Source organism: Fontibacillus panacisegetis (genome assembly GCF_900102215.1).
GTDB lineage: Bacteria > Bacillota > Bacilli > Paenibacillales > Paenibacillaceae > Fontibacillus > Fontibacillus panacisegetis.
Genome location: NZ_FNBG01000018.1, coordinates 31,600 through 44,258, shown reverse-complemented (window position 1 = coordinate 44,258; position 12,659 = coordinate 31,600). Strand labels below are relative to the sequence as shown.

The window sequence follows — 12,659 nt, the reverse complement described above, 5'->3', positions numbered from 1 at the left end:
ACTGATGTGACTGAATTGACGGAGAGGAGAAAGTCATGAAGGTATCATTGGATCTCTTTCTTGAACAGCCGTTCGGATTAATGGTAGGATATTTTTCTGTTGCAGTGCTGGAGCTGATCGTATTTTTGTCCTGTTTTGAGCTGTTAACCAAATATCGCTGCTGGCATGAAATCAAACAAGGGAATATGGCGGTTTCACTCGCAACTGGCGGTAAAATTTTCGGGCTATGTAATGTTATAAGATATGCAGCTTCCGAATCTTCTATCTATGACTTTATGTTGTTGTCTGTCTTCGGTGCGATACTATTATTTGGGGCCTACATATTATTTGAGTTTTTGACACCGGTGTTTCGAATTGACAAGGAAATTGCCGGCGGGAATGTTGCGGTTGGATTCATATCCCTTGCTGTTTCTGTATCGGTGTCATTTGTGATCGGAGCCTGTTTAACGTAGGGGGAGTATGCATGCTGAAAAATTTGGTCAAAGTATTGTTCGTAGCCGCCATGCTGTTTCTGGTTGCCGGTATCATCTTCTTATGGAACGCTTAAGATTCGATGTCGAAAATACTTCATGGTAAACCTCGTGATCAAAATCTGATTTTTTGAATTACCGGTATGAATCAAGATTCAAAAAGTCAGATTTTCAGAACCGAGAAGGTTGGATGAAGCAGGGGAAGAGGAGCGCAACGTACGTTTTGTGTACGTGAGCACCGGATGAGCCAGCTGAATTCAAGATTCGATGTCGAAAATACTTCATGGTAAACCTCGTGATCAAAATCTGATTTTTTGAATTACCTCTAAAAGAAAGGGTGGGCTGTGAATGGATACAACGATTTGCCCATGGTGTCAAACAGAAATCGTATGGGATGAGGAATTGGGGCCTGAGGAAGAATGTCCTTATTGTCACAATGAGCTGAAAGGCTACCGTACTTTGAATATTAATATTGGGGCTTCCGAAGATGAGTTGGAAGACGATGATGATTACAGCCCTGATCATGATGATCATCACGATCATGAGCATCATGACCATGAACACGATCATGACATTATGCATGGTCTTTGGGGTGAAGATGAAGGTGGTCATCTGGGAGCCATCAAGCGGATTGAAGCTTTTACAGAAGCTGGTGGAGATTTGCTCGCTTATGAGTCCGGGGTCGAAGAAATTCTTGATGGACAGGAAGAAGTACCGGAGTGTCCGCATTGCCGGGAATACATGCTGTACGCAGGAACCCAATCAGTTGGAGAAGACTTTGCTCCTGTTGTACCAGAAGGCTTAAGCAAAGCGCTTCTGAAAACAAATGCCAAGTTCAACGTGTACGTTTGTTCTGCATGTTTTAGTGTCAGTCGTTTTTTATCCGAGGATGATCGGATTTCTCTTATAAGAAATATAAGCGATAACGAAAAGTAAGTCTAAATTAAAGAGCTATAGCTCTTCTTACCCCAAAGCTAACTTCAGGTTAGGATTAGAGGCAGAGAGCTATAGCTTTTTGCGTTTTAATGATCTGGTTAGAGAAAATATGCCGAGATCTGGACGCGGTTTGCCAGTTAGTATATCTGTAATCATTTCTGCCGCAATCATGGTGCAGACCGTTCCGTTACCACCGTATCCCTCAAGAAAATAACAGTTGGGGTATTTCGGATGTGGACCGATAAAAGGCAGACCGTCATTTGTTCCGCCAAACACCGCCTCCCAGAAAAATTCTACATTCAAGTTTGATGCATTCGGAATCATATTGTGAACCATTTGCATCAGATCTCTGCTCTTTTGAAATCTCCGTCCTTCAGTCAGTGGTTTGCCATTTAGCCGTTCATCAAGCCCGCCAGCCAAAATTCGTCCATCTGGCGTAGTTCTCATGTAGCAGTAGGGTCTCGCCGTCTCCCAGATCATACACCGTTCATACCATGGGTCAATTTTATCTGAATAATTTATAGGTTCCGTTACGATCACATAAGTGCTAGTTAGCGATGTGCCGCGATCCTTTTTAAATTCCTGTGTTTCGTACCCTGTGGCATATATTACATGTTTGGTCTGAATCTGTACCTTACGTGATCGACATATAACTCCAGCTTTATCATCGATAAATGTATGACCAGTTATGGGTGTGTTTTCGAATACGGCCAATCCTTTTGTAGCAGCATAGCTGATCAAGGCGTGAACAAAAGCGAATGGATCCATCTCCGCATCGTTTTGTGTGTAAATCGCGGCATGTCTATGGAATGGGAGTTTATCAGCAATTTTTTCTTTATTCCACCACTCAGCCGTAAAACCATGCTTTCGAAGATTTTCGTATTCGGTACGAAGTAGACTGATATCACTATGGTTACTGGCTAAATACAAGGTTGCTCGCTCTGAAATCAAGCTATGGGGAACGGGATTGTCTATTTTCAGGGGCGGTTGCTGCTGCTGTAAATGATATCCGATTTCTTTCAATCTCAGCATGGCTTGCTCACACAATCGATAAAAATGAACCGAAGCTCGCTCTCCAAAGGTATGAATGAAGGAAGTAAGCATTTTATCGCTCGCATATTGTAGTAAACCTGTGCTGGCAAGAGTACTGCCCCCTGCTATTTTTCCTTTATCTACGAGAACTGCTCTGATGCCTTGGAGGCTTAGGAGATATGAGCACAGTGCCCCTCCTATTCCGCCTCCTATGATCAGACAGTCGCAATTTATATCATGTTTTAAAGTCGGATAATCTGGGACTTGCTTCATATAATGGGGCCATAGATATTTCCCTGCATGGAGTTTCATATAGTGAACTTGGCCTCCTTCTCGCTGTTCACATGTACGACAATAGTATATCCCTAAGATTATGAATCAATAATAAACATGACTTTAAGGGATACACTATGTCTGAAAACATCAATTTTCCGGGAGGAATTACAACATGAATTTCATGCAAATGCAGCCGCTTTCTAGTAAAGAACTGAATTACATTGCAGATTCTATAGCGAATGAGGATTCGCTTATCAAGCTCTGTACAGCAGCAGCTTCCGTATGTACGAATGCACAAATTGGTCAAGAGCTGAGTGAGCATATTCAATGTCATGAGAAGCACCTGCAGACATTAAGCTAAACAAACACATCAAAAAATTCAAAGTTTCGTTCAGCAACATGCAGCACAATCCAGTTATATTCCTTCCAGCCTGTCAAACTCGTCTGATGTACAGAGTCGAAAGTATACCTAATCTTCAAAATCCGAGGATCTAGACTAAGGTCTATGAGTTAACCGTTCGCCTTACGGAATCTTTCCCTGTGTGCGAACGGTTTTTCTTTGCAGGATTCTGAAATTCATGTAATATAAGTATTAAATTTAGATTCCGAGAACCTGGGTTTGGGGCAGGTCATCGGAACAGCGCTGGAGGATAGTATATGAAACCACTTAGCGAACTGAAGCTGAAAGTGCTGGATCTCTTGAAAGAGGACGCCAGAAGGGACCCTGCCTTGTTGGCAACCCTGCTGGGTGTAACGGCGGAAGAAGTGGCCGAAGCGATTAATGAACTGGAAGAAGAGCATGTAATCGTAAAGTACGTAACCGTTGTTAATTCAAGCAAACTGGATGATGAGAAGGTAACAGCGCTTATTGAAGTGCAAATTACACCGGAGCGTGGAAGAGGCTTTGAGGCGATCGCAGAAAGGGTCTATCTGTTCCCTCAGGTTAAATCTGTATATCTAATGTCTGGAGCATACGATTTATTAGTTGAAGTGGAGGGACGTAATCTCAAAGAGGTTGCGGGCTTTGTTTCTGATAAGCTATCTCCTTTGGAATCCGTGTTATCTACCAAAACGCACTTTATTCTTAAGAAATACAAACAAGATGGCATCATCTTCGAGGATCCAGAGGAAGATCGTCGTCTGTTGATATCTCCGTAAAGGAAGTAATGTTATGATCGTAAATTCAAAGCAGAAGGCTGAACAAACCGGCAAGTCAATGAATGATTATTTAGCGCCAAGAGTAAGAGAAATTCAGCCGTCCGGAATACGTCGTTTTTTTGATTTGGCTAGTGGGAATAAGGACATTATTACACTTGGTGTTGGTGAGCCTGATTTCATCACCCCGTGGCATGTACGCGAAGCGTGCGTATATTCCCTTGAGCGCGGCTATACGAGTTATACATCGAATGCGGGAACTCCGGAGCTTAGAGAAGCGATTGCAGAGTATTTGTATACTAGCTTTGATGTGAAATACAATCCTAAAGATGAAATCCTTGTAACAGTTGGTGGTAGTGAAGCTATTGATTTAGCTCTCAGAGCGCTCGTAGAGCCCGGGGATGAAATTTTAGTTCCCGTTCCTTGTTATATCTCCTATTCTCCGATCATTTCGATTGGTGGCGGTGTTCCAGTTGAAGTTGAAACATTCGCTAAAGATAACTTTAAATTAAAAGCTGAGCATTTCAAAGCGAAAATAACGCCGAAGTCCAAGCTCTTGATTCTGAGCTATCCTAGCAATCCGACAGGCGGGATTATGACTTATGAGGATTGGCTTCCGATTGCCAAGCTGGTTGAAGAGAATGACCTGATCGTCATTTCTGATGAAATTTATGCTGAGCTCACATACGGGGAGAAACATGTTAGTTTTGCTTCGCTGCCGGGGATGAAGGATCGTACGATTCTTGTCAGTGGATTTTCTAAAGCTTTTGCTATGACAGGTTGGCGTATGGGTTATGCGTGCGGTCATCCTGAACTGATCTATGCCATGCTGAAGATTCATCAATATACAGTAATGTGCGCACCTGTTATGGGCCAGGTTGCAGCGCTTGAAGCGCTTAAGAACGGGCTCGAGGACAAGGACCATATGGTTGACTCATATAATCAGCGTAGAAGACTTATCGTACAAGGCTTGAGAGATATTGGGCTGGAATGCCATGAACCGGAAGGGGCATTTTATGCTTTTCCAAGTATACAATCGACGGGCTTGTCTTCGGAGGAGTTCGCAAAGGGCTTGCTTCTTGAAGCTAAAGTCGCAGCTGTCCCAGGCAATGTGTTTGGTGCCGGCGGAGAAGGCTACTTACGTTGCTCCTACGCTACTTCGGTTAGTCAATTAAGTGAAGCTCTGCATCGGATGGGGCAATATATCCATAAATTAAAACAAGGTTAGTAATAGGAATATCTTACTGGGGAATTGGTTCTATTTAACATATCTTTCATATTCTAATTGATCATTGTTTAATTTACATGGTATAATTTGACTTTGGAAGAGCGTTTTAGTTTCTCAGGGAGGGATTACTTTTGGGTTGTGGTGGATACGAAATATCACTCGAACTTTCTAGGTTTATGATCGCTGAAGACAATAAACTGAATCAATGGACAGACGAAGCGAGCCATAAGACTTCACCACAAGCAATTACCTTGGAGGATGAGATTCGCTTGCTTCGGAGTAAGATGGAATTACTTTTCCAGCAGGAGAAATCTTTTACGTCAGACATCGTTATTGAGATTAGCAGACTTCTTGATTTGAAAATTAATGAGTTTATGCTGAAATCTCAAAATTATAAGAAGAAATAGAGTAAGTAAATAAAACCAAGGAGATCCTTATGGGTCTTCTTTTTTTCATTTTATGTTATATTGGAACGTAGTGAATGAGTAGCAGGAGGAGAGTTGTAATGACGATTTATACGCGTACCGGCGATCAAGGGCAAACCTCGGTAATCGGTGGAAGAGTACACAAGGATGATGATCGTGTAGAGGCATACGGGACTATAGATGAACTGAACAGTTTTGTTGGACTTGCAGGAAGTATTGCCAATCCGGAGATTTTTGCTGACTTAGGAGAGGATCTGCAGCAAATTCAACAGGAGTTGTTTGATTGTGGCTCCGATCTCGCATATACCAGAATCAAAGAGGACCGATTCAAGGTTCATTCAGATATGGTAGATCGTCTGGAAGCTTGGATTGATCGATACGAATCCCAAAATCCAGTGTTAGAAAAATTTATTTTGCCGGGTGGCACACAATTGTCCTCTACCCTGCATATTTGTCGGACAATATGCCGCCGTGCGGAGCGTCGTGCAGTAACGCTTAGCCACAATACAGAAGTTAACCCACAGGTTATAAAATATTTGAACCGTCTTTCGGATTTCTTTTTTTCAGTAGCGCGGACTGCAAATGCACGTGAACATACCCCCGATGTAGAATATGAACGCAGCAAAAAGGTGTTTCGAAACAAATCATGACAGCCTATTATGATCCAATCACCTATAAAGTAACTGAGCTGGAGGACGGCTGGCTGCTAAAGACTGTATTGCAGCGAAAGCTGGGTGTTTCTCGTAAACTGCTGTCACGTATTAAGCTGACTGAGCGCGGGGTCATGTTGAATGGAGAGAGGGTATACATTAGTGTAAAGGTTAAGAGTGGAGATATGGTATCTATTTCGTTAGAGAAGGAAACCTCTGACGATATTTTACCGCAACCGATTCCCTTTGAAATCATTTATGAGGATGATGCGCTCCTAATCGTCAATAAAGCCCCGGGCATCATTGTTCATCCGACACATGGACATTACACGGATACGTTGGCTAATGGGGTTGTTCACTATTGGAAAGAAAAAGGGGAAGCATTCAGGTTCAGGCCAATACATCGTCTGGATCAGGAGACTAGCGGTGTTATTGCAATCGCAAAAAATGCTTATATACACCAGCATGTTTCCGAGCAATTAATTGCGGGACAGGTGTCGAAAAAATATATCGCATTGGTGCACGGATGTCCAGCTTCGGTAGAAGGAGAGATCGACGGTCCGATCGATCGCGATCCCAATGAACCGCATCGGCGTATCGTTACAGAAGAAGGATATTCGGCGTTAACTTTTTATAAAGTGATTCGTTCTATGGAACAAGCGTCTATGGTAGAGCTGCGTCTTGATACGGGAAGAACACATCAAATCCGAGTTCATATGACCTTTATTGGACATCCGCTTATTGGGGATAAAATGTATCAAGTCGGCGGCGTTACGGACAACAGTGAAATGAACGGCTGGATAACGAGGCAAGCACTTCATGCGGTTGAGCTGGGCTTCAAGCATCCTTTAACTGGAGAGGATTTGATTTTTAGGGCTCCTCTTCCGGCAGATATGGCACAATTATTGTCCAGTCTAAATCAGGAGGGATATAGTCATGAGTGAGCTTATTGTTTATCAATATCCGAAATGCGGAACATGCCGCAGTGCGGTTAAATGGTTGAACCAGCAGGGTCATATTTTAGAACTACGTAATATTAAAGAAGCTCCACCGGAACCAACGGAGCTCTCGGAAATCATTGATAACAGCGGATTTGAACTTAAAAAATTTTTCAATACAAGCGGTGAAGTATATAAAGAGCTGGGTCTAAAGGATAAATTACAACAATTATCACGTCAGGAGCAGATTGCATTGTTATCTTCGAATGGAATGCTGATCAAGCGTCCCATTGTTACGGATGGCAGCAAGGTTACGGTTGGATATAAAGCTGATGTGTACGAGCAGGTGTGGGGGTAAAAAATGATAAATAGACAAAATGATCAGGATCGTATTTTGCTTGTAGATGGAATGGCACTATTATTCAGGGCTTTTTATGCGACTTCTTACTCTGGTTATATTCGCAAAACTAGTAACGGTTTACCTACAAATGCGGTATATGGATTTATACAATATTTTTTTGATGCGATTAAAACCTATACACCAACTCATATCATTTGCTGTTGGGATATGGGGAGTAGTACTTTTCGAAATGAGAGCTATAGCGAGTACAAAAAAAATCGATCTGAAGCTCCTCTTGAGCTTCTCCCACAATTCGACTTAGTTAAAGAAGTTGTAGCAGAGATGGGGGTACTAAATATTGGAATGACGGGATATGAGGCCGATGATTGTATTGGTACTTTATCAAACAAACTTCAGAAGGATTCTGAAGTGTTAATTTTAACTGGAGATCATGATATGCTGCAGTTAATAACTGAGCAGGTAAAAGTTGTTATTATGAATAAGGGTAGATCGAATTATACTGTGTATGATTTGGAGACGCTTTTTGCTACTAAACAACTAACGCCGTTACAAGTTATTGATCTAAAAGCATTTATGGGTGATACTGCAGATAATTATCCAGGTGTAAAAGGTATTGGGGAAAAAACAGCATTAAAGTTAATTAGTGAGTATCAGTCTATTGAAGGTTGCCTAGATAATCTAGATAATCTTCCAAAAAGCGTCAGAAGTAAAATTGAGGCCAATATGGAAATGCTCCATCTTTCCAGAGATTTAGCTCGAATTCGATTAGATGTTCCAATCGAATGTGAGCTAGACCATTGTATTTGGAATTTACGACGTGATGCAGCGGCTAAAAAGTTTGATGAACTGGAATTTGGTGGGCTTGTTAAACTTTTCGATGTAAGTTAGTCCAGCATAAACCAATAGCAAACCAGAAAATAAGAAGAACGTTTAAATAACAAGAGGTTGTCCCAAAAGTTATCTAAGATAACTTTGAGGAACGCTCTTTTAGCAGTGGAGAGGCAAGATATCAGGAAAATGATGTAAAAATGCAGTTTTTTAAAAGTAGCCATGAAAGGATGAACAAAAGCCTGCAAAAATGCATGAATATTGTTTAGAATAGACTAGTTTGAAGAGAATCCTTAGAGAAAGCCTGCACATTTGCAGCAATTTAGGGCATTTAGAGGCTTTACATGATCAAAGCCTGCACATTTGCAGGAATCTCGCATCATGCATTATTACACATGAGATACGGTCATAGAATGTGTGGCGGGATCAAGCGGTGCAGGGATCGTCTTCCTTGCACCGCTATTCTAGTTTTGATACTAAAGCTACTTTTGGGACAGCCCCTTGTATTTCTCCGACATAATGGTTAAGGTGAAGCGTATCAAGTACTCTTGACTTTGGTTATACATCACACCAATAATATGGATACATAAGGAATATATTACATTTAAAATAAAATGAACAGAGAGGATACAATCATGAAAGATTTTACGAAAGAATTACCAGATCACACGATGAAATACATAGGGGATAACGACTTGTTTCTAGAGATATTCGAGGGGGAGAATCTCGCGAAAGCAACTGAAAAAAGACCTCCTTTGCTTTTTATACACGGTGCTTTTACAGGAAGCTGGATGTGGAGCAAATACATTCCGCACTTTATCCGTGAAGGTTGGAAATGTTATGTTATGAACTTGAGAAGTCACTACAAAAGCAGGTTAATGGATATGACGAAGATAACCTTTGAGGATTATTTGGAGGATATAAAAGAGATTATCACAGAGTGTGAAGTTCCTCCGATTATTATCGGCTTTAGCATGGGGGGAATCCTGAGTCAGAAGTTAGCTGAATCCATCGAGATCTCCGGTATGGTGCTGATCGATTCAGTTATAAGCAAAGAAGTTTTTGAAGCAGTACCATACAAAGAATTAGATCAGATGATATCTGAACTTATATTGCCTGCTCCAACTCGTGAAGAACTTTCAAGTATAGATGAAACGGCAGATGACATTGAATTTCAAAGAAAGTACCTCACAATGGAGTCATCAAAGGCAATTAACGCTTTTATATTTTCAATTGAAGCAAAGGGGATTTCCATAGATAGCAGTTCAATTTCTTGTCCGTGCTTGGTTATCAAAGCAGTCAACTGTGATGATGACGACCGTCGGGGTAAGGTAACAGCGGAGCATCTCCGTGCTGAATATCTAGGGCTTTGGAGCACAACTCATACGGGTGTGCTTGTAGGGCAGAGATATATTGAAGCAGTAGACAGAATCATAGAATGGTTAAAAAGATTTTGAAATAAGGCTGTTGTTCGGCAAAATAAAAGACGCTATCTTCCGCAGCAGTGCGGATTAAACAGCGTCTAGAGAAAGGTTTTATTATAAAATTAATCAGTAAAATAAGCGTCGCCTACAACCTGATAGAGGAAGCAACGAAGCTCTTCTGCTTCGTCTTCGTTCAGGGAAAATACATGTTCCAGATAACCTTCTTCCTCAAGGTCATCGGTTCCAAGGATGGCTGTTTTTCCGTTTAGCAAATCGATTACGAGCTTTTTACCATAAAATCGATTAGTGTTAGTAACGGCGAGATCGAATCTCTTTAACGAGTTGCCAATGAAAGTAACGAATCTTGTTGATGTACTTTCCGTGCTGTCAGATAGAAAGTCTAAATCATGATGAGGGTTAGTCATTTACAAGCCTCCTTGATTACATGTCTGTGTCCTATTATATAGGAAAATGGAGCTTGTGGGAAAAAGGACATCGGATTGACATATTTCCGAATAATGGTATTATTAGGTGTAACAGTATACGAATTTAGAGGAAGCACCTCTCTTGTGAATGAACAAGAGGGGTGCTTTTTGGCGTTGTATGATCTTTTTCGTAGCTGATATTGCCTTAGGAGGAGAAAGTATGCGAATTGTCTTTTTGAACAGTATGGAGAAGGATGTAACTGGTGTAATTACAGCAGGCGCTAAGGTTTGGATCGGTGAAGACGATGGGCTATGGAGAATGGGCTGGAATGAAGTAACCGCAGATGGAGAGGAGGAGACGCTATGGTATGAAGGCGCTTCATGGTCAGAGATGCTGCACATTTATCGCCATCGGCTTGTAGTAAAACTGGGAGAAGGTTATCGTCCGGTAATTGAAGGGATTTGGGGGGAGAGGGAGCAATTAATCGGTCGAGGAATGATTTCACAGAAGCTGGTCTGTTACAGTGAGATACATGAGAATGAACCGCTTTATGCGGAAATGAGCAGCTGGAGAAGAAAGAAAGCTTCCGTCCTTCGTAAGGCCCCTTATCTAATAGCGAGCAATCGATTGCTTCGCTTGATCAGTGTGTTCTGTCCTAGAACGATGGAGGAATTGCTGGAGCTGCCAGGAGTAGGCTCTGCCAAGGCTGCCGAATTTGGAGCTGAGCTATTGGAAATGACTAAAGACAAGGAGCGGCCGGGCGATTTTCCACTGAACTGGGTGGAGCATGAAGTTGATGAAGAAATGTTTCGATCATGGCTGTACAAACAGAAGGAGATCAAGTTCAAGCACGATATGGAGAAATTTAGTCTCCGTCGCAATGTACTGGAATCTCTAGCTGAAGGATTGAACATTGAAAAAATATGTACAAAAGCAGGAATTGATCGCAGAGAAGCAATAGAGCTTTTGGAGCAGCTCGAGAAAGATGGATATAATACTGATGCTCTGATCCAGATGGAGCTGAAGGAGGTTTCAAGAGAAGAGCAAGAGAATGTGCTGAGGGCATATGAAGAGCTGGGGGATGCTTTTTTAAAGCCCATTTTGCACAAGGTCTATAATAAGGAAGTAGTGGAAGGAAAAGATTTGGATACGTTATACGAACGACTGAGACTAATACGCATTTTGTTCCGCCGCAGCGCAGGGAATGAGATTACCAGTAAAGCCGTTTAATATCGAACTTGAAAAACCGGCGCTAATATATAGAAAAGTGCGCTGAACGGCATACTGTAATGTACCCATTCATCGCACTTTTTACTTTATTATATCCAGTCGCGTTTGCGGAATAAATAATACATACCTGCGCCTAGAGCAATCATAACACCGAGTACGACATAATAGCCGTATTTCCAATGGATTTCCGGCATGTTATCAAAGTTCATTCCATATATACCTGTTATAAGAGTTAAAGGAATGAAAATAGTCGTTATGGCTGTAAAGACGCGCATGATTTCGTTCGCCCGATTCGCAATAGCAGATTGGTAGGCTTCTCGCAAGTTGCCCATCAATTCCCGAAATGTATCGAAGTTTTCAGATATTTTTACAGCATTCTCATAGATATCGCTGAAATATTTTTGCAGTTGATCATCGATGAGGCGCAGATCTTTTTTATTCAAAATATTAATAACTTCTTTTTGAGGTCCCAGCACTTTTTTAAGCCACAGAATTTCACTGCGCAAACCGATGATTTCACCTAGATGTGAGCGCTTGGTATGCATAAGGATGTCTTCTTCCAGCTTTTCAATTTTAACCTCGATTCGGTCACCTACAACAAAGTAATTATCGACTACAAGGTCAATGAGATAATAAAGGAACCGGTCAGGCTCGCTCACCTCCTGTTCCCACAGGATTGGCTTAACCGCACGCAATTCATTAATTTTTTGCTTTGTTACTGTAATGATATAATGACGACCTAGAAAAATGTTGAGGGCACGAAGGAAAATCTCCTCGTCGTCGTAACGAATACTGTTGACTACGATAAAATAATGGTTGTCATAGGTCTCAATTTTTGGCCGCTGCTCTTCTTCTGTGAGACAGTCTTCCACTGCCAGATCATGCAGAGAGAAGAGTGGCTGCAACAATACGAGATCCTCTACATCAGCGTCAATCCAGTAAAAGCCTTCTTCAGGTGCTGTTGTTGTGATCTCTACGTCTTCTACCGGTGTAAAGACTCCGGCTTTCACGTGACGAATTTTCATACAGGTCACTCCCTTTCCCGTCCAATAATGGAGGGTATGCTCTTTTTGGTTGGAGCACAGGAAAGGAATCAGCAGCAGCCGGCTTAAGCTATAAAACCGGGATAAGAGGAGCCCATAACTGCCCACAGGTGCTTGCTGATTGATTTCCTATGCAATTGTTGTTGACTGCAACTCTGCGGACTCGGGTCGCCTTCCATCTCGGATTCACCTCTTTAGCTCTAAAAATTAGTTATAAAATGATTTAAACACTTGTCT

15 protein-coding genes are annotated in these 12,659 nt (G+C 41.7%); 12 read left to right on the top strand and 3 right to left on the bottom strand.

The genetic code is table 11. The features are described 5' to 3' along the window. Positions 1-35 precede the first annotated feature (35 nt). Both BLS49_RS15285 and BLS49_RS15280 read left to right on the top strand, forming a co-directional pair. A complete protein-coding gene (locus tag BLS49_RS15285) occupies positions 36-452 on the top strand; it encodes a DUF350 domain-containing protein (protein ID WP_091232255.1) in 417 nt (138 codons plus the stop codon). Positions 453-818: 366 nt separating this feature from the next. Further along, positions 819-1,406, top strand: a complete 588-nt coding sequence (locus BLS49_RS15280; RefSeq protein ID WP_091232252.1) for a hypothetical protein — start codon at positions 819-821, stop codon at positions 1,404-1,406. A gap of 69 nt (positions 1,407-1,475) precedes the next feature. Here BLS49_RS15280 and BLS49_RS15275 read toward each other — a convergent pair whose 3' ends face one another. After that, positions 1,476-2,750: an NAD(P)/FAD-dependent oxidoreductase gene (locus BLS49_RS15275; protein WP_091232248.1), complete on the bottom strand. Its 1,275-nt coding sequence runs from the start codon at positions 2,748-2,750 to the stop codon at positions 1,476-1,478. A 136-nt stretch (positions 2,751-2,886) separates the two neighbouring features. Between BLS49_RS15275 and BLS49_RS15270 the strand changes: the two genes are divergently transcribed. The 9 genes from BLS49_RS15270 (at position 2,887) to BLS49_RS15230 (ending at position 9,756) form a co-directional block, all read left to right on the top strand. Continuing rightward, positions 2,887-3,075 (top strand): hypothetical protein, encoded by a 189-nt coding sequence (locus BLS49_RS15270; protein ID WP_091232245.1) that lies wholly within the window; start codon positions 2,887-2,889, stop codon positions 3,073-3,075. Between the two features lie 296 nt (positions 3,076-3,371). After that, positions 3,372-3,872: an Lrp/AsnC family transcriptional regulator gene (locus tag BLS49_RS15265; RefSeq protein ID WP_091232238.1), complete on the top strand. Its 501-nt coding sequence runs from the start codon at positions 3,372-3,374 to the stop codon at positions 3,870-3,872. Between the two features lie 13 nt (positions 3,873-3,885). Next, entirely contained in the window at positions 3,886-5,097 is a 1,212-nt protein-coding gene (locus tag BLS49_RS15260; protein WP_091232235.1) for an aminotransferase class I/II-fold pyridoxal phosphate-dependent enzyme, read from the top strand. Positions 5,098-5,273: 176 nt separating this feature from the next. Next, positions 5,274-5,504, top strand: a complete 231-nt coding sequence (locus BLS49_RS15255) for an aspartyl-phosphate phosphatase Spo0E family protein (RefSeq protein ID WP_091232441.1) — start codon at positions 5,274-5,276, stop codon at positions 5,502-5,504. A gap of 98 nt (positions 5,505-5,602) precedes the next feature. Then, positions 5,603-6,172, top strand: a complete 570-nt coding sequence (locus BLS49_RS15250) for a cob(I)yrinic acid a,c-diamide adenosyltransferase (RefSeq protein WP_091232231.1) — start codon at positions 5,603-5,605, stop codon at positions 6,170-6,172. After that, positions 6,169-7,116 carry an RluA family pseudouridine synthase gene (locus BLS49_RS15245; protein WP_091232227.1) on the top strand — a complete coding sequence of 316 codons (948 nt, stop codon included), beginning with the start codon at positions 6,169-6,171 and terminating at the stop codon, positions 7,114-7,116. Before BLS49_RS15250 ends, BLS49_RS15245 begins: the two co-directional genes overlap by 4 nt. Further along, positions 7,109-7,468 (top strand): arsenate reductase family protein, encoded by a 360-nt coding sequence (locus BLS49_RS15240; RefSeq protein ID WP_091232224.1) that lies wholly within the window; start codon positions 7,109-7,111, stop codon positions 7,466-7,468. The genes BLS49_RS15245 and BLS49_RS15240 overlap by 8 nt, the downstream gene beginning before the upstream one ends. 3 nt (positions 7,469-7,471) lie before the next feature. Continuing rightward, positions 7,472-8,359, top strand: a complete 888-nt coding sequence (locus BLS49_RS15235) for a 5'-3' exonuclease (RefSeq protein WP_091232220.1) — start codon at positions 7,472-7,474, stop codon at positions 8,357-8,359. Between the two features lie 575 nt (positions 8,360-8,934). Continuing rightward, positions 8,935-9,756 carry an alpha/beta fold hydrolase gene (locus BLS49_RS15230; protein WP_091232217.1) on the top strand — a complete coding sequence of 274 codons (822 nt, stop codon included), beginning with the start codon at positions 8,935-8,937 and terminating at the stop codon, positions 9,754-9,756. An 89-nt stretch (positions 9,757-9,845) separates the two neighbouring features. Here BLS49_RS15230 and BLS49_RS15225 read toward each other — a convergent pair whose 3' ends face one another. Continuing rightward, complete coding sequence (locus BLS49_RS15225; RefSeq protein WP_091232214.1) at positions 9,846-10,148, bottom strand: DUF3055 domain-containing protein; 303 nt, start codon at positions 10,146-10,148, stop codon at positions 9,846-9,848. Between the two features lie 220 nt (positions 10,149-10,368). Here BLS49_RS15225 and BLS49_RS15220 point away from each other — a divergent pair, with 220 nt between their 5' ends. Beyond that, positions 10,369-11,379, top strand: a complete 1,011-nt coding sequence (locus BLS49_RS15220) for an HRDC domain-containing protein (protein WP_091232211.1) — start codon at positions 10,369-10,371, stop codon at positions 11,377-11,379. A gap of 89 nt (positions 11,380-11,468) precedes the next feature. Here the strand turns inward: BLS49_RS15220 and corA are convergent, their stop codons facing one another. After that, positions 11,469-12,404 carry a magnesium/cobalt transporter CorA gene (gene corA / locus BLS49_RS15215; RefSeq protein ID WP_091232207.1) on the bottom strand — a complete coding sequence of 312 codons (936 nt, stop codon included), beginning with the start codon at positions 12,402-12,404 and terminating at the stop codon, positions 11,469-11,471. Positions 12,405-12,659 lie beyond the last annotated feature (255 nt).